Raw genomic sequence first — 18,949 nt, 5'->3', positions numbered from 1 at the left:
GTTTTTATTGCGGGTAGCCCGGATTTTGTTTTAGTGCTGTGTTAGCATTTATGGCAGCGGTTGGAATTGGGAACAATTTTCTGAAAGCAGGCGATGCAACTGTTCTGAATTCGTTGGGTAATAAAAATTTATTAAAACGAATCATGTCCTGTCTTCTGTGTCCTTCCCAGTTTAATTCAAAACCTCTTTCGTCATAAATGTTATCCAATGTCGGATTTGCATCCAGTGCATTAAGACCTGCACGTTGTCTGATCGCATCCACAAAAGGTTTCGCCGCTCCCGGATTACCTAAACGAACATTACATTCCGCCATCATTAAAATGATATCAGCGTACCTGTAGATGGGGAAATCATTAGAAGCCCCGCCTCCTGTATTTGCTCCGGCCGGATAAAATTTAACATTACGCACTCCGGCTTGCGGATCTGCTCCCGGAAGATCTATAGACTGAACATCTAAGGTATAATTAACACCTCCTGGCTGTTCACCGGCTAAAAACTGTTTTTTACGAATATCGGCATTGTCATATTTCAGGTAAAATTGTTTCGGAACGATAGTACCATTCCAACCGTTGTATTTAAGCGCAGTGATACCATGAGCACCATAAAGGCTCCTAACGGCATACACATTGCGGGATAAAACATCAATGGTGGCGTAAATCGATAAAATGGTTTCATCCTGAGGCGAAACATCACCAAATAATTCATAATACTTGTTTCCAAGTGGGCTTCCTGCATCAGCAGCACCGGAGTGAAGTGAAAATCCGCCTTCGCTTACTTTGTTACAAGCTGCTAAACACTCTGTCCATTTTGCTTCACCGGTATATACTTCCGCATTCAGGTACACTTTTGCCAGTACGGTATAAGCGGCCCATTTGTTGAATCTTCCGTAATATTCTCCTCCTTTGTTATTCGAAAGTAAATCGGCATTTTCGGTCAGTTCTTTTACAATAAAAGTATAGACTTCTTTACGGCTTGCCTGTGGAATTTTATCTGAAGCAATATTGTTGTCGGTATAAAAAGGAACATCTCCGAAATCATCAATCAGCAGATAATAGAAAAAAGCACGTGTTACTTTAGCTTCGGCAATTTTTGAAGGATCTGCATTTGCTTTTTCTAATAACGCTATTGCTAAATTGGCTTTGAAAATACATCTGTACAGCCAATTCCAGGTGTTGGTGATAATACCTTCACTTGGCAGCCAGGCGTGTTTATGCAAACGGGCAAAATCCTGTTGCCAGTTACCGTCATTTCTATGCGGAATAACCTGTTCGTCAGAGGACATGCAGTTCATATCATACCAGCCATTATCGGCTCCGGCATAGCCAACACCAGCATAGCCGTCTCTGGTAAATTCTCCCGGGATTTGGGCATAAATACTGGCAAGGAGACTATTGGTTCCTTCAGGAGTGCCGTAAAACTCATCTGCAGGATATTGATCGTATACTGTTTCACTAACATCAGTACAGCTAAACAGGGCAAGGAAAGAGATACTTCCTGCCAACAATATATTTTTAATTTTCATTTCTTGTACTATTTAAATTTTACAGTTAAACCAAATGCAATACTTCTGGTACGGGGATAAAATCCTTTGTCACCACCGAAATTCTGACCGCTTCCACTTACATCCAATTCCGGATCCATACCGGTATAATCCGTAATCAGGACTAAATTGTTCCCCGTAAGAGAAAGTCGGATCGACTCAAAATATTTATCCGTAAAACGGAAACTGTACCCTGCTGTAACATTATCCAGACGGATGAAAGAACCATCTTCTAACCATAAATCAGAACCGTAGGTAGAAGTAACAATTCCTTTGTCAACAGCACTGTCCAAAACATTTGATTTACCAACATTCTCCAGCATGCTAAGTCTTTGGCCAAGGGCATTGTAAATTTTATTTCCTCCTGAACCTCTCCATAACATAGAAACATCAAAATTCTTATATCGATAAGACGGGCTAAAAGCAAATGTATACGTTGGTAAAGCTGAACCTGCATAGTAACGGTCAGGGCTGTCGGCATTCTGATTGATCTCGCCTCCGCTTCCGTCACGATCTTCAACAGTCTCGGCTTTGTTACCGTCTACGCCTGTAGAATGCAGGATGTAAAAGGCTCCCACCGGTTTTCCTTTTACCAGGTAAGAGTTTGCAGCTCCCCAACCCACATAAGCTGTTGTTAAAGGCTCACCATTATAACTTCCACTTAAATTAAGCACTTCGTTTTTCGTAAAGGAAACATTCCCTCCTAGTGTAAGTGTGCTGTTTTCTGTTCGGATCACATCATACGCCAAAGAAACCTCTAAACCTTTATTTGAAATACTTCCTACGTTAGCTTTAATATAATTATAGTCATTCTTAACCTGAGACAGTGTATAGTCAAATAATAAATCATCTGTTCTGGAATCGTAAACATCTACCGTACCTCTTAATCTGTTGTCGAAAAGTCCAAAGTCAAGACCAATATTGGTTTGTTTTTTGGTTTCCCATCGCAAATCAGGATTAGCATTTTGTTTTGGACTGTAATTATTGATTTGTGAACCTCCAAAATAAGTTAATCCCGTTGGGCCCACTAACGCAATTGAGTTTTGGGGTCTAAGACCTTGCTGATTCCCTGTAACACCATATCCTACGCGCAATTTCAGTTCATTAAATAAATTTTGGTTGGCCATAAAAGACTCCTTGTTTATTTGCCAGGCTACAGATGCAGATGGAAAATCCCCCCATTTGTTATTGATACCAAATACAGATGAACCATCTCTTCTGAAACTTCCCGTAAATAAATAACGGTTAAGCAAAGAATAATTGACGCGCCCTAAAAACGACACTAAGGTTCGGTCATTTTTGTACGATGTTATATCATTAGGTGAAACTTTCGAAAGATCACCAAGCTGCAACGAATTGTACGTTGTTTTGTCACTGATGAAACCTTTTGCCTGTGCATAATTTCCCTGATAAGTCTGATTTTGCCATTCGTATAAGGCCAGTGCATTGATGTTGTGAATGCCAAAGGTTCTTTTATAGGTAAGACTGGCATTCGTTAATCTTTCATTTTGCTTTTCATTTCTAATGTTAGCATATCCTTTCTGATCAATTGCATAGGCATTTGTTGAGGCAGCGGGAAGATAATAACCATTCATGTTATTTGTTTTTCTCCAGCTTCCAAACCAGCTGGCTGTTAAACCTTTCGCTAAATCCAGATCAGCTTTCAGGCTTCCGAATAGGTTGTCTTCCTGTCTTTCATTCGTAACGGTTTGTGCCGCTGCATAAGGATTTAAATACTGAAACACATTTGGATCTGTAAAGTAACTTCCGTCAGGATTAAGAACAGGATCTGTTGGTCTCATTAAATAAGCATTGGTAATTAGATTTGAGGAGTAAGCAGCAGTTCCGATATCCCCAATGCTGTTATTCCCATTGATAATACCGTTGGTTAAATTAAAAGTCAGTTTTAATTTATCATCAAGCCCCGTTTGAGTGGCCTGAATTCGGCCTATGTATTTTTTATTATTCGAATTAATGACCACACCATCTTGTAAAATAGCCGTTACAGAAGCTCTGTAATTGAATTTGTCCGTTCCTCCACCGAATGCCAGCGTGTGTGTTTGTGTTATTCCGGTTTGTGTTAAAAGACCATACCAATCTGTATTTGAACCATGATTGGAGGAAGCCGGTGTACCTGTAGACTGAGCTGTTTGCCACCATTGGTCGGAATCTAACATATCCAGTTTTCTTGGAATAAAATCCAGTGATGTTGAGCCAATATATTCTATCGTTGTTTTTCCTGCCTTATTCTTTTTTGTCGTTACAATGATGACACCAGGAGCTCCTCTTGAACCGTAAACGGCAGTAGCAGAAGCATCTTTTAAAACATCAATACTTTCTATTTCACTTGGTGGAACCTGATTTAACAAATCCATATTTCCCTGAATTCCGTCTACTACGACCAAAGGATCATTTCCTCCACTTAGGGAGCCGATTCCTCTAATACGTACACTTGGCCCTGAACCCGGTTCACTTCCAACCTGGGTGATATTTACACCCGCTGCTTTTCCTGCAATCAGTTGTAATGGATTTACAATTGCGCCTTGGTTCATGTCTTTTGCAGCAATCGAAGATACGGCTCCCGTAACATCTTTTTTGGCTGTGGATCCATATCCAATTACTACTATTTCCTGTAAATCTGTTGTGTCGGGAAAAAGTTGAATATTAATTACTTTCTGGCTGGCAGTGACCTTTTTTTCTTTGTAACCCACAAAAGAAACGATGATTACAGCAGTATTGCTTTCAACAGTAAGCTGATATTTCCCGTCAAAATCGGTTACAAAACTATTTTTGGTTCCTTCTTCAAAAACGGTTGCGCCAGGCAAAGGCAAGCCATTTTCATCGGTAATGATTCCGGAAATGGTTTGTTTTTCATATCTGACAGTCTCTGTTTTTAGTTCCGGTTTTTTTAAAATAATCTGGGTGTCCCTAACTTTAAATTCGGTTGGAGTTCCTTTAAAAAGTTTATTTAAGACAATATCAATCGGTTGGTTTTTTACCGAAATAGTAATTACCCGATCCAAATCGATATCGCTCAGTTTATAAATAAATCTGAAATCTGTTTTCTGTTCGATGGTTTCAATAACCTTTTCGATTGTTGAATTGTTTAATTCTAAGGATACTTTTGTCTTTTGGGCATAAGTATTTCCCCGGATATTAAACATGGCGACCAAAATAAGTAGTGTAGTTAGTTTCAATTTTAGGTCATTTTGGAACACGCGGGATAAAAACCCGGTATTCTTTGATTTTTTTTTCATAATTTTGTTAATTGATTGTAGTTAATTCGTTATATTCAATCACTTAGTAAATCGGAAATTGTTCGCAGCTCTTTCCGATTTTTTTTATTCTCTTACTTTTAATTCTTTCTTTTTTGTCATTGGCTTGGTGGTTATTTAATTAGTATTTCATTGTTTTTTATGGTGTAATTAATGCCATGAATGTCATTAAAATAACTCATTACTTTTTCTATGGATTCCTCTTTAAAACTGGCATTGAATTTTTCGTTGGCCAGCTTTTCATTTTTGTTGATGATCGTTATATTATAGCGTCTTTCTAATTTTGTGATGATATTTTTGAAAGTCATATTTCTAAAGGTCAGGCCTCCATTTATCCATGAAGTGTAAATGTCTGTCAATACCGGTTTGGTAAAAATTTTGTCATTTCCTCTGTCAAAACTACCTTTGTAACCCGGCTTAAGGATGGTATTGATGTCGGCATTAAACGCTTCATTGGTACGGTACATTCCAACAGAGCCTTCAACAAGAACAACATCTGTCGATTCGTCTTCCGGATAATTGGAAACATTGAAGTGCGTTCCCAGAACGCGAACGTTCAGCTTGTCTGCATTTACAATAAAGGGATGTTTTTTATCTTTCGCGACATCAAAAAATGCCTCTCCTTCAAGAAAAACCTGTCTGTTCTCTCCGGCGATAAATTTCACCGGATATTTTAAAGTAGTTCCTGAGTTTAGGTGAACAAGAGTTCCGTCAGACAATTGCAATTGAAACTTTTTGCCGTAAGGAATTTTAATGGTGTTATACGATAGTTTTTCCGAATCAGAACCATTTTTATAAACCAATTTATCTCCACTTTGATTCCCAACAATATTTCCTTTTGAATCTCTTACTTGTACAGAATGATCTTCAGAAATAATCTGAACATTTCCATCTTCTAGTTGCAAAACAATATCGGTACTTTTAAAATCAAATTTATGTTCCGGTGTTTTTTCAAAAATGTTTTGTTTGTAAACAGCAAAACCAATTCCGAAAACAACCAATATCGAAGCAGCTATCGAAATGTACTTTCTGAAATTTGATTTCCCGGAAGAGATGCTGATCGTAGTTTCATTTTCTTTTGAGGCCTGAAGAATGTTCAGGAAAATGTCATCAGCTGTTTTTGGATTCATTTTCGGCATTTCGGTAAGCAGATTTTGAATATCCGCTACCGAAGGAAAATCATCCGTCAGTTTATTTTTTTTATAATAGGCAATTACCTCATTTGTTTCTTCGGGTGTACATTGGTTTAAAACAAATTTTTGTAAAAGACTTTTTATTTCAGAATTTGAATTCATTTCGAATTGGTTTTAGGTCCGGTTCTGATATAATACAGTTGAATAGAAGGGGAGTACTACTCAAACGTTGTAAATTTTTAAAATTTAACATTTTGTACGGAATAAAATCTCATAGAAAAGCCTGTGATGACTTGATTTTATTGACTTTTCAGGAATAAAAAATATTTCAAAAAAAAGCAAAAAAAAATCACCCGAAAGAGTGATTTAATTGGTTAACTGTGGTTTTTTGGTTTAGACAATTTCGTCATGAACCTGAAAAAAGACCCGCATCGATTCTAACGCTTTGCTCATCTGGTTCCTGACTGTATTTATAGAGATGCCGAGTTCCTGACTGATTTCTTCGTAACTCATACCTTTCTTTCGTGACATTTTAAAAATTTGCTTTCGCTTGGGTGGCAATTGATTCATGGCCTGCTTGCGGAGTTTTTTGCAATCCGCTTCCCGTATAGCATAATCTCCATATTCGTGTGATTTCTGGCTTTCATAAAAAATCTCTTCTTTGAGCAATACATCGTTTGCTGCTTTATTCAAGAAATTAAAGGCCTGATTTCGGGCAATGGTAAAAATATAAGCTTTAAAAGACAGTTCCGGATTTAAATTTTCCCGGTTCATCCAGACTTTCATAAAAACATCCTGAACATTTTCTTCAGCAGCTTCCTTCGATTTTAAAATACTAATGCTGTATCCATAGATATCCTGATAGTATAAATCAAAAAGGGTACGAAATGCTTTTTCGTTGCCGTTTTTAAGTTCACTGACCAATAATTTTTCGCTATGGTTGTTCGCTTCTAACATTAATTTAATTAGTCTTGTTTAATTCTAATTATATTATGACTCTAAATGGGTGGGTGTGATTGTTTGCTTGGTTAGCAAATATATAAAAATATTATTCTCAGCAAATTATAACTAAAAAAATTTATTTCTTAATTTTTGTTAGTTTTTTTATTAAATGAAGAATGAACCTTGGTAAGTCACTCTTTATAAGCAAGTGTCATTTTAACGCTTTTGAGTTTTGCAATTTAATCGTAAAAGATACTTTTGAGAATATTCTTATTTGTGTGTACTAAATAAAGGCGATCTAAAGTTTATAAACTTAAAAAATCCTTTTCTCTTTTAAACTTTAAAAGAGAAAAGGATTCTATGTTTTGGTAAATTTTGTGTTGTTTTAGCTTTTAGTTTTTCAGATCTTTAATAACTTTAAAGGCAACATCAACCTGATCTTCGCCAACCAGAATGGTGAATTCATTTGAAGTCGAAATGACCTCATTGATAATGATTCCCTCCCAGGCCAGACGCTGAAAAATAAAGTAATAAATACCCGGAACAACAATGTTTTCCTTAGGCAATTTTACAGTGATGGAAGCAAGATTATCTAATTTCTGAATTAGTTTTTCGCGCATAAAGTGTTTCTCAACCAAATGATTAACACTACTGCTTACTACAATATTAGTTTCATTTACACCGCGGGATGAGGTGTAAAAAATATCAGATAAAACATTAATATCAGAGATCAGATCTGCCTGTTTATTTAAAACAGTTTCTGAAGCTGCAAAAGTGTAATCCGTCAATTCTGAACGAACCGTAATCTCCCCAATGTTCTTAATGACTTTGTTGATTTTATGATTCAGTTTAAAATCTAATTCTTCTGTAAGCCGTTTAAGAGACATTACAACAGCGCCTTGTTTTACTTCTTTACCAAATTCACTTTCCAGTTCGTTCATAATGTTCCGGGACAAAGAAGTCAGATTGATAATTCCAAGGGATAACGCATTCAGTAAAAAGGGCTTTGTTTTAATGTAATTTTCTACAATGGAAGAAACGGTTTTCATAGCTTTTTTTTTTTTTTTTGTAACTTAATTGGTTGGTTTAGTTAACAGCACGATGTTATAAAACTGTGCAAATATAAATAAAAAAACAATTTGTTACAATTATAACAATAAAAAATTATGTTAAAAATGATAAAAAGCGTCCGTAAGATGTTCAATAGCAAATGATTCGTTGCTTTTTTGTATCGCAATGATGTCAAATCTTACTTCAAAATCTATTTCCCTATAGTTTATGTAGGCATTTACTGCTTTTACAAGTAGTTGAATTTTTTTAGGCTTGACAAAATCCTGCGGTAAACCAAAATCGATACTGGATCTGGTTTTGACCTCAATTATGGCCAGAATATTTTCTTTTTGGGCAATGATGTCAATTTCAGCCTTCTGAAAGGTCCAGTTGCGCTCCAGAATTTCATAACCGTTTTCCTGAAGGAAGGCTACGGCAAGTTCTTCTCCTTTTTTTCCGAGTTCATTGTGTTCTGCCATTTTTTTATTTTTTTAGTCTGGTTTGAGTCTCAGTTTTCAATCTCAGTTTGGGATTGATTTTTTTATGGGTATATTATAGTTGCACGCAAAGACGCAAAGTCGCAAAGTTCAAAATGAATTACTTTGCGACTTTGCGTCTTTACGGGATTTATATTGTGGTATTTAAAAGTCTTCCTTAATTCAAGGAAATTATTGGAGAAGTCTTATTTGATAAAAACAACAGTACTTCCGGACTCATTAACTTCTATGGTAACAGTACTTCCCATAATTAAAGCTCTGTTGTCCTGAATGTGACCGGCCGGGAAATTGAAAATTACCGGAATGTTGTATTTTTTGGTGACATCATCAACGATTTCGACAGCATTTTTACCCCACGGAAATTCGTTGTCTTTCATTTTGGTCATGGCTCCGACAACAATTCCTTTCAGGTTTTCGATACATCCGTTGCGTCTCAGATTCATCATCATACGATCGATATGATAAAGATATTCGTCTAAATCTTCAATAAATAAAATTTTATCCTTGCAATCTATGGCAGATTGGGATCCTAACAAACTGTAGAGTATGGATAAATTTCCGCCTACCAATTCACCGGTTGCTTTTCCGTAGCGATTCATTTTATCCGGCCCAACCGTATAGGAAAGAGGTTCACCAAATAAACCTGATTTCATAGAACTAACAGCTGCCGGAGTGGCACGCGGAATCGTTACCGGCATCACACCATGTATCGATTTATACCCCATCGTATTCAGATGGTTGTGCAAAACGGTAACGTCACTAAATCCAATAATCCATTTTGGATGTTGTCTGAATTTAGTAAAATCCAAAAGGTCAACCATTCTGACAGTTCCATATCCGCCGCGAACACACCAGATGGCTTTAATGTTTGGATTGTCCAATTGTTTTTGAAAATCAGCAGCACGTTGTTCGTCTGTCCCGGCCAATTGGTTAACGTCAAGACCAATAGTACTTCCAATTACAGCCTCTAAACCCCAGCTGTGCAGTAAATCGATGGTAGGTTTAAGATTGTCATCTATATTTTTTCTGGCTGTTGCCAAAATAGCTACAGTATCTCCTTTTTGTAAATAAGGCGGTGTTATCATATTTTGTTGGGATTGACAGGTGAATGATTGCAAAGCAAAAGTAAGAAATACGATTTTACAAATAGTAAAACGCTTCTTTATATGTGGAAAACAGCTCATTTTCATAGTATCTTTTGCTTAAAATTATAAATTATTTTTAAGATTTTGGCTAAAATTAACCGCCATATTGTTTTTGTAATTGACCCAAAAGAAGCATTAATCCTTTATCGGCCTCTTCAGATTGTACATTGGCAAAAATAATAAAAGCTTTATTAATAGCCGGACAAAGATACACTTTGGTTAAAAATGTTCCCGGATTTCCGTTATGAAAGGAATATTTTAACGTGCTTTTTTCTTTTGTTTCGGACTCCCATCCAAATGAAAATTCAGAAAAACCAAAATGCATGTTATTGAACTCTTCAGCGGTTAGTCGTTTAGATTTACCCAGCAGTCCGTTAAGCTGCAGTTGTGCAAACTTACAATAATCAGGTAAGCTAACATTGACATTTCCTGCTGATGAAAGCCAGTTTAGTTTGTAATTCAAAGCCGGTTTTTTAGGTTTTAAATTTTCATCATGACCCCAGGGCTGGTTTTTGTCTTTGAGATTGGGCTGACCGAAATCAAAAGCAATGTTTAACAACTTTCCCAATTCCTGTACCAAAGTTTCATAGGTTTTCCCGGTTGCCTTTTCAAGCATTAATCCTGCTGCAACATAACTCGGATTGGACCAATAGATTTCCTGTTTCTCTACAATCGGTTTTTGCTGAAAAAACCATTCTATAAATTGATAACGTTGTTGTTGATTGTTTCCTTTAATTTCTTTTTGAGTCGGGGTTTTATTTCCATAAGACCAGGTGTCAAGATTCGCTCTGAAAGTTAAAAAATCCTGCAGTGTAAAATCATAAGCGGCCGGATTGCTTTTTGATTTTAATTCCGGGTATAAATCGAAAAATTTAGTGTCCCATTTTATTTTTCCTTCTTTGACCAGAAGGGTTGCTATATAGCTTGTAACCGTCTTTGTCAGCGATCCTAAACGAAAGCGATCATCAATTTTTGCTTTATAAGAAGTATTGAAACGCTGATATCCTAAAGCCTGAATTTCCAACACAGAATCTGAAGAGACAACAGCATACGCCAATTCCGGAATTTTGTGTTTGATTCTGATACTGTCTGCAAATGAACTGTTTTTTTGCCCGTAAAAAGTAGTGAAAAAGCTAAGAGATAAGGCGAAAGCAAAGATTCTTTTCATTTTATGAAGCGTCAGATTTTGTAAGCAAGTTACAAGACATTTTCAGAGAAACAAAAATTAAAAACAAAAATAAATACGTATAAATTTCTTACAAATAATTAATTGATTAAATTGCGCCCTTTTAAATTGGTTAAATGTTATGCGTATTATTATCCGGTCATCTTTGTTTTTCTTTTTGGTACTATCATGTGCATTTGCCCAGCCGAAAAAGTATACGATACATACGGTTGCTTTTTATAATTTTGAAAATCTTTTTGACACGATCAACGACCCCGCAACAAATGACGATGAATGGACTCCGACCGGAATACAAAACTGGACGAATGAGAAATACCAGCAGAAATTAAAAAATATTGCCAGAGTTTTGGCTGAAATTGGAACACCTGAAAACACCAATGCGCCTGTTTTGATAGGAGGTTCTGAAATTGAAAACCGGAGCGTTCTCGAAGATTTGATCAGACAGCCAACATTGCAGCAGTACGATTATGGAATCATCCATTTTGATTCGCCGGACAAACGCGGAATCGATGTTGCCTTATTGTATCAGAAGAAATTTTTCAGGCCGACTTCCTTTTCGAATATTCCTCTAAATATTTATAAAAATCAGAAGATGGCAAAAGAAGAAGAACCGGAAGAAGAAAAATTGACGATATCTCAGGGCAATCGGGTTTTTACCAGAGACCAGCTTTTAATTACTGGATTTTTAGAAGAAGAAGAAATAAGTATAATTGTCAATCACTGGCCATCGCGTTCCGGAGGAGAAAAAACGTCATCGATATATCGGGAAGCAGCCGGAGCCTTAAACCGAAAAATTATCGATTCCCTGCAACAAATAAATCCCAATGCAAAAGTGATTTCAATGGGAGATTTTAATGATGGCCCTTATAACAAAAGTTTTAAAGTTGCTTTGGGAGCAAAAGCAAAAAAAGCGGAAGTGCCGGAATTTGGTATTTTTAACCCCTTTGAAGAAATGTTTACCAAAGGAATGGGAACGCTCGCCTTTAGGGATTCCTGGGATATTTTCGATCAGATTATACTCTCCGAATCTTTGATAAAGCGGGATTTCGATTCTTTCAAATTTTGGAAAGCGGGAATTTTCAACAGATCCTATCTCATTCAAACCTCAGGAAAATATAAAGGATATCCGTTACGGCATACTTTAACGGAAGTGGGTTTCAGTGATCACTTTCCGGTGTATTTATATCTTATTAAAGAAATGAAATGAGTCTCAGTTCTCAGTCTCAGTTTTCAGTTTTTCCGTGTAAACTGCGACTGTGACTAAAAACGGGTCTAAGTCTCGGTTTTTAAGCTGTAAACTGCGACTGCGACTGAAAACTTTTACCTAACTTAGCCTTTATATAAATTAAGGACACAAAATGGCAATAGCAAAACCTTTCAACCTCACCAAATGGATTGAAGAAAATCGTCAATTACTTAAACCACCAGTCGGAAACAAAAATCTTTACGTAGATTCAGGTGATTATATCGTCATGATTGTGGCAGGTCCAAACGCCAGAAAAGATTATCATTATAACGAAACCGAAGAGCTTTTTTATCAGTTAGAAGGAACTATTAAAGTAGTAATTCAGGAAGATGGAGAACGTAAAGAAATGACTTTAAATCCAGGTGACATGTACCTTCATCCGGCAAAAATCCCACATTCTCCGGTTCGTTCCGAAGGCTCTATAGGATTGGTGATCGAACGTAAACGTGCCGGAAAAGGATATACGGATGGTTTACTTTGGCATTGTGATCACTGCAATCATAAATTGTATGAAGTGCATTTTGAATTACACAATATCGAGAAAGATTTTCTCCCACATTTTGAACATTTTTATAATTCGGAAGAATTGAGAACTTGCAACAAGTGTGGAACCGTTATGGAATCTGACCCCAGATTTACGGCGAAGAAATAAGACATTCTTTCTAATCAAATCGAAGAGGTATTTCCTGAATTCTGAATTAATAATTTATTTTTAAGGAGCTGTTTCCCGCTATTCGTTTCAATCTTTTCCTGGCTAAAGAAGCCAGAAAAAGGATTTCCACTTCTATCGGGGCTATGGCACTCGTTTTCAAAATAAAAATCTGAGAATTTTAAAATCTGTGGCTAAAAAACTATAAATCAAAACGTTTTCCCTGCTCCGGATAAATAATCTTCAATCCCAAATCATTTTGATTTTTCAACTGTTCTTTAATTTTAATAATGTTTTTGGTCGGCGGTTTTAAATGGGTTACGATAATTTTAAAACCTTTCAAAGTATCTTTTCCGGCCAGTTCTTCCAAAGAATGAAGCTCTTTCATTAAATAATTCGGTGTTAAATGTCCAAATAAGAATTTATCAGGCTGTTCGTTCGGAAAAGAAACTTCAATAAAAATTCCTTTCAGTTGCTTGTTTTTAATTAGCGGTGCAATCGCTGTCCATAATTCCTTTAAATTAGTGCTTTTTTCTACTTCGTCCGGTCCGGTATCTCCCAGATATAAAGCGTAACTATCACCATTTCTGATTAGAAAAGCCGTGCTTTCAAAAGGATTAACATGACTTAACGGAAAAGCTTTTACGGTCATTGTCGTATTTGAAAGAGGAGTTTCTTCATTACTGTTTAAAGTTTGAAAATGATATTTTTTCAAAGGAAATCCAGGTCCCTGATCACCAAAATTAGCCCAGGTCTGATCGTTGAAGTAATGGTTCTCCATCATTTCCATACACTTCTTGGTAGCATAAACGGTCTTTGAAGAATCGGCAGGTGAATTAATAATCAAACCGGACACGTGGTCCAAATGCGCATGGGAAATCAAATACCCTTTGATGTATTTTCGCAGGACTTCGCTGGTGGAGATTTTGAATGTTTTCTTTTCGATCGCTTTTTCGATTCCGGCATTTATAGTTCCGGCATCGAGACAGATGTAGTCATTGGTTTTTGTTGGCGCTAACAAATAAGCGGAAAGGTTTTTTTCATCAATACCGCCTTTTACGCCCAAAGGAACAACCTGAAAAGAAGGTTGTTGTAGTTTTTGAGAAAAAGCGGAACCAGATAATAAAAGAAAACAGATCAGAAGTTTATTGAAAAATGTCATGTCTAAATAATTTTGTGATACAAATTTCATTAAATAATGGCAATAAATTACCACATACTTTTACAATTCCTGTTTAATAACCCTAAATTTACTTTGTTTTTAACAACATAATTAAATCAAAATTCAACTCGAAACAATATCTTTACAAAAAAAATATAACAATTTTAACTAAAAAAGTTACAATGACAACAATAGCATCACAATTTGGAATGAATGAGGCTCTGGAAAAATTGGGCATCAAAACGATAAATGAAGGAACATCTACAGGTTTAGAGAACTTTTCTTCGGGAGAAATCCTGGAAAGTTATTCACCTGTGGATGGAAAATTAATTGCTTCCGTAAAAACATCAACGGCTGAAGATTATGAAAAAGTAATGCAGTCGACAACAGCTGCTTTCAAAACTTTTAGATTAATTCCGGCTCCGCAGCGTGGTGAAATTGTGCGTCAGTTTGGAGAGAAATTACGTCAGAACAAAGAGGCGCTTGGTAAATTGGTTTCGTACGAAATGGGAAAATCACTTCAGGAAGGGTATGGGGAAGTACAGGAAATGATTGATATCTGCGACTTTGCAGTGGGTTTATCACGTCAGCTTCACGGATTGACCATGCATTCCGAAAGACCCGGACACCGTATGTATGAGCAATACCACTCTTTGGGAGTTGTTGGAATTATTTCCGCATTTAACTTTCCGGTTGCAGTCTGGGCGTGGAATACCGCTTTGGCCTGGATTTCAGGAGATGTCTGTGTTTGGAAACCTTCAGAGAAAACACCGCTCTGTGGAATTGCCTGTCAAAATATTATCGCGCAGGTGATCAAAGAAAATAGTTTGCCGGAAGGAATTTCATGTCTGATCAATGGCGATTACAAAATAGGAGAATTAATGACGGCTGATACCCGTATTCCATTGATTTCGGCTACAGGTTCAACCCGAATGGGAAAAATCGTGGCGCAAACTGTTGCAGGTCGTTTAGGAAAATCATTATTAGAATTAGGAGGAAATAATGCTATTATCGTTACTCCGGATGCTGATATCAAAATGACAGTTATCGGTGCCGTTTTTGGAGCTGTAGGAACTGCAGGACAACGTTGTACTTCAACAAGAAGGCTGATCATTCACGAAAGTATTTATGATAAAGTAAGAGATGCTCTGGTAGCCGCTTACAAACAATTAAGAATCGGAAATCCGCTTGACGAAAATAATCATGTCGGACCGCTAATTGATACCCATGCTGTAGCGATGTATGCACAGGCTCTGAATAAAGTAGTAGCTGAAGGCGGAAATATTCTTGTAGAAGGCGGAGTGCTTTCTGGAGAAGGTTACGAAAGTGGCTGTTATGTAAAACCGGCAATTGCAGAAGCTCAGAATTCATTTCAAATTGTGCAGCACGAAACGTTTGCCCCGGTTTTATATTTAGTAAAATATTCCGGAGAAGTAGAAAATGCAATTGATCTTCAAAACGGAGTAGCACAAGGATTATCATCGGCAATAATGACCAATAATTTACGCGAAGCAGAAAGATTTCTATCGGTTACAGGATCTGACTGTGGAATTGCCAATGTAAACATTGGAACTTCGGGAGCTGAAATCGGAGGCGCTTTTGGAGGAGAAAAAGAAACTGGAGGCGGTCGCGAATCAGGTTCGGATGCCTGGAAAATATACATGAGACGCCAGACCAATACGATCAATTACACTACCAGTCTGCCATTGGCGCAAGGAATTAAATTTGATTTGTAGTATTCTGATTTCAATACTAAAAAAGGCTTCCAAAAATTTTGGAAGCCTTTTTCTTTTTACTGTTTCTGAGGTGTTATTTCTTGATAATAGTTTGGGTAAAAGTGCCCTCTGATGTGTGTATTTTAGCAAAATAGGTTCCGGGACTTAAATTGCTTACATCGAGTGCTTCAGTGTTTTTCCCTGAAGTTTTAACTAAGGAAGCTGACATATTATAAATTTCAACTTTTTCTACAGATTGCCCTGAATTTGAAACATATAAAGTTTCCGAAACAGGATTCGGATATACTACAGTTTTTGCAGTTTCAGTTTGTTTGGCGTCATTTTGTGATACACGTAAAGTTCCACCGCTATAGGCTGTACTGATGTAAAATAAATTGGCTACCGATCCTTTGGTAATCGTATTTGTTCCGGCAGGAATTGATGTTGTTACTATTCCGGCAGCAGCAGTATACGATACATTATTTACTTTTATTGTTCCGGTAAAATTAGCATCAAAGACCAAAGTTAAAGTAGAAGCGGCCGTTGTAGTGTACGTGATAGAAGTACTGGATTCAATTTTTAAACGAGCTGTTAGTGTTAATCCGGCATAAGTTACGGATCCGGCCGTAGAGTTCATGTTTCCTGTAATGGAATAGAAAGAACTTGTTTTTCCCGATGTAGTAAAATTATGTATTTGATTTCCGGATGAACCTCCGCCAGTGGTAACGGTTATGGTTCCGGAACCTGTTGCCGGTGTGCCTGCAGTTCCGGTTGTGGCAATTGAATACGATACGGTTGCCGTTGGCGTTCCCGTAATTGTAATGGTTTTGGCTGTTATGTTTTTTACAAAGCTAAGACCGGATGCCGGCAGACCTGTTACAGTAGCATCTGTTGCATTACCGCCCCAGGTGAAAACAATGGAGCCAATTGCGGTACCGCTTGCTACAGTCTGGTTGTTATTGCTTGTTGAAGTCAGTGTTTGATTACCGGCTGCCGTAACCGTTATTGTCCCGGAACCTGTTGCTGGTGAACCCGAAGTCCCGGTTGTAGCAATTGAATACGATATTGTTGCGGTTGGTGTTCCCGTAATCGTAAGGGTTTTGGCCGTCGTATTTTTGACAAAACTGATTCCCGATGCAGGTAATCCTGTTACGGTTGCATCTGTAGCAGTTCCTCCCCAGGTAAATACGATTGCCCCTATAGCTGAACCGCTTGTTACGGATTGGTTATTATTAGAAGTTGAAGTCAGCGTCTGTGAGCCGGCTGGCGGATTCGATTCTCCCTGTACGGAAACTAATGTACTTGAATAATTAGTAAGTGCTGATTTTAGGGCTGAAATTACCAGAGACGATGTGTCATCTGTTGCATTATTAAAAGTCCATTTTAAATCACCACCGGAAACACGCCCGGAATATTGAACCGTTTTGGTTTTGGCAGCAGCAGGTTGTTCTACTGTTAAATTCTTTACATATAATGCTGCATTAGTATCAAAATTATTATAGGTATTGGCACCCGATTTTGATTTAACGGTACTGCTTACCACTTCACCTCTTGTAGTAGCTGCATAAGCATCAAAGTCTGTGGTTGAACTGATTTTACCGGAAATATTATAAAGTGGATTAGTATCTCCGTAAGCCACAAAACGCATATTGTTAGTAGCAATATCAGCATCAAAAGTATTATTGAAAGCTTTGATAGAACCTCCGGCTTCACCAGAAAATGTTCCCATCGTTCCGGCATTATTTACCTGATTGGCTTCGTCCCAGATATCAGTGCCCTGTAGTGAAGTCAGCATGGGATGTTTGCTGTTTCTGAAATAATTGCCTTCTACAAACAGTGAAGAACCTAAAGTAGAACCTGAACCATATTTGGCAACACCATCAAAATAATTGTTGTAGATGTGAGCAGAATAATAACGAACACGCGGATGACGTGAATCAGAGTGGTCAAACCAGTTGTGATGATAAGTAATGTATAAACCAGCCGTTGTTCCTTCGCTTAATCCTAATAAACTTGCTTTTCCATTATCCCAAAAGTGATTGTATGATAATGTAATGTAAGTTGATGTTTTATTATCTAAAGCACCATCACCTTTTATCTGATCGGCATCGCTACCGGCATCTCCGTAGAATAAATCGCAATTGTGTACCCAAACGTGATCATTATTTTGCTGCATTCCAACATTATCTCCGGCAGTACTGTTACAATTCATAAAACCGAGATTGCTGACTTCAATGTTTGAAGCTGCTTTGAGACGAACTCCCCAGCCATTGGCAACTGCATCAGTTCCAATACCTTCAAAAGTGACATAACTGGAAGCGTTATTGGCGTTTTCTATTACAATGTCACCTCCTTCCATCACGGTCAAATCAGTAATGTTTCCGATGAGACGGAAGATAAAGGGGCGTGTGTCCTGACCTTTTTTTATCGCGTACAATATATTTTGCAATCCGACACAAGGATTTGCGCTGGCTCCTGTAACATCAAGGGAAACCGTATTTTTGGTATTCTGCGTGATGTATACAATTACGGCATTGTCTTTTGGTGTTCCGTCAATTTTGTAACCTCCGGGAACCCTTCCGCTATCAAATGCAAATCCGTTACGATCCTGAGCTACAACAGTTAGATTGCCTGTTGTGCTGCCGCTTCCTTCGGTTCCGGAAATTACCGGTTTTACTTTCACGGTGTACGATCCTGCTTTAAGACCAGGTATGTCAGCACGGAAATAACTGCCATAACTTCTAATCAGCTGATTGTCTATTTTTTGATCGGTGATTCCCTGACCCGTATAGTATACATTGTAGCTTTGAGCATTGCTAACGGGTTGCCATTTTACAAAAGCTGATTCGAGCCATCCGGAAGATTCAGTAATTTGAACTTGTTGTGCCCATGTCTGAATTGCTAAGAGGAAAGCAGCCAGAAAAAGTAAGTTTTTTTTCATAGTGGTTAGTTTTTAAAGTTAGTAAATAATCAAAAGTGGTTTTTTGTGGTTTTTAGTATCAACTACAAATTTAAATTGTAATCGATTACACAAAAGTATATAAAATTTCGATATTCAAAATAAATTTAGGATAAAAAGACATTTATAATAAAAAAAACATATTTTGAATATGTTATATGTAATAAATTGCATTAATTGTAATTTATTACATATTTAAATAAATCTTTCGGAAGTATTATTTTTACTACACTTTTCAGATTTTACAAAATCATTATTACTGAAAAAATAATGTAAGAAATCAAAATGTGGCGAAATATTTAATCTTTTCAAATAAAAAGAAAAATACTGTTAAATTGATAAAGTTGTAAAGCGTTTTTTACATCAAAAATTAGTTTTTAAATCAATTTTGGACTAAAATGAATTTGTATATCATTCTAAAAATCGATTTTTGTAGAGGACTGAGTTATC

13 protein-coding genes are annotated in these 18,949 nt (G+C 37.0%); 3 read left to right on the top strand and 10 right to left on the bottom strand.

What is annotated here, in order from left to right:
* Positions 1–4: 4 nt before the first annotated feature.
* The 8 genes from EV142_RS02770 to EV142_RS02735 form a co-directional block, all read right to left on the bottom strand.
* A complete protein-coding gene (locus EV142_RS02770; protein WP_132032472.1) occupies positions 5–1,522 on the bottom strand; it encodes a RagB/SusD family nutrient uptake outer membrane protein in 1,518 nt (505 codons plus the stop codon).
* 8 nt (positions 1,523–1,530) lie between these two features.
* Positions 1,531–4,797, bottom strand: coding sequence for a TonB-dependent receptor (locus tag EV142_RS02765; RefSeq protein WP_132032470.1), 3,267 nt, complete (start codon positions 4,795–4,797; stop codon positions 1,531–1,533).
* A 131-nt stretch (positions 4,798–4,928) separates the two neighbouring features.
* Positions 4,929–6,110, bottom strand: a complete 1,182-nt coding sequence (locus tag EV142_RS02760; RefSeq protein ID WP_132032468.1) for a FecR family protein — start codon at positions 6,108–6,110, stop codon at positions 4,929–4,931.
* 231 nt (positions 6,111–6,341) lie between these two features.
* A complete protein-coding gene (locus tag EV142_RS02755) occupies positions 6,342–6,905 on the bottom strand; it encodes an RNA polymerase sigma factor (RefSeq protein ID WP_132032466.1) in 564 nt (187 codons plus the stop codon).
* A 377-nt stretch (positions 6,906–7,282) separates the two neighbouring features.
* Positions 7,283–7,939, bottom strand: a complete 657-nt coding sequence (locus EV142_RS02750) for an aspartate kinase (protein WP_132032464.1) — start codon at positions 7,937–7,939, stop codon at positions 7,283–7,285.
* A 120-nt stretch (positions 7,940–8,059) separates the two neighbouring features.
* Entirely contained in the window at positions 8,060–8,419 is a 360-nt protein-coding gene (locus tag EV142_RS02745; RefSeq protein WP_132032462.1) for a YraN family protein, read from the bottom strand.
* Between the two features lie 203 nt (positions 8,420–8,622).
* Complete coding sequence (locus tag EV142_RS02740; protein ID WP_132032460.1) at positions 8,623–9,522, bottom strand: S66 peptidase family protein; 900 nt, start codon at positions 9,520–9,522, stop codon at positions 8,623–8,625.
* A gap of 154 nt (positions 9,523–9,676) precedes the next feature.
* Positions 9,677–10,750, bottom strand: coding sequence for a serine hydrolase domain-containing protein (locus EV142_RS02735; RefSeq protein WP_132032458.1), 1,074 nt, complete (start codon positions 10,748–10,750; stop codon positions 9,677–9,679).
* Between the two features lie 139 nt (positions 10,751–10,889).
* On the opposite strand from EV142_RS02735, the gene EV142_RS02730 reads away from it, so the two are divergent.
* Both EV142_RS02730 and EV142_RS02725 read left to right on the top strand, forming a co-directional pair.
* Positions 10,890–11,975: an endonuclease/exonuclease/phosphatase family protein gene (locus EV142_RS02730; RefSeq protein ID WP_132032456.1), complete on the top strand. Its 1,086-nt coding sequence runs from the start codon at positions 10,890–10,892 to the stop codon at positions 11,973–11,975.
* 151 nt (positions 11,976–12,126) lie between these two features.
* Positions 12,127–12,666 (top strand): 3-hydroxyanthranilate 3,4-dioxygenase, encoded by a 540-nt coding sequence (locus EV142_RS02725; RefSeq protein ID WP_132032454.1) that lies wholly within the window; start codon positions 12,127–12,129, stop codon positions 12,664–12,666.
* A 199-nt stretch (positions 12,667–12,865) separates the two neighbouring features.
* Here EV142_RS02725 and EV142_RS02720 read toward each other — a convergent pair whose 3' ends face one another.
* Positions 12,866–13,825, bottom strand: coding sequence for an MBL fold metallo-hydrolase (locus tag EV142_RS02720; RefSeq protein ID WP_132032452.1), 960 nt, complete (start codon positions 13,823–13,825; stop codon positions 12,866–12,868).
* 182 nt (positions 13,826–14,007) lie between these two features.
* Here EV142_RS02720 and amaB point away from each other — a divergent pair, with 182 nt between their 5' ends.
* Complete coding sequence (gene amaB / locus EV142_RS02715; protein ID WP_132032450.1) at positions 14,008–15,561, top strand: L-piperidine-6-carboxylate dehydrogenase; 1,554 nt, start codon at positions 14,008–14,010, stop codon at positions 15,559–15,561.
* Positions 15,562–15,634: 73 nt separating this feature from the next.
* Here the strand turns inward: amaB and EV142_RS02710 are convergent, their stop codons facing one another.
* The gene (locus tag EV142_RS02710) at positions 15,635–18,481 is read right to left on the bottom strand and encodes a pectate lyase family protein (RefSeq protein ID WP_132032448.1); all 2,847 of its coding nucleotides are present in this window, start codon (positions 18,479–18,481) and stop codon (positions 15,635–15,637) included.
* Between the last annotated feature and the right edge of the window lie 468 nt (positions 18,482–18,949).

The sequence above is a fragment of the Flavobacterium circumlabens genome (genome assembly GCF_004345565.1).
Classification (GTDB): Bacteria; Bacteroidota; Bacteroidia; order Flavobacteriales; family Flavobacteriaceae; genus Flavobacterium; species Flavobacterium circumlabens.
This window is presented reverse-complemented; position numbering and strand designations above follow the sequence as displayed.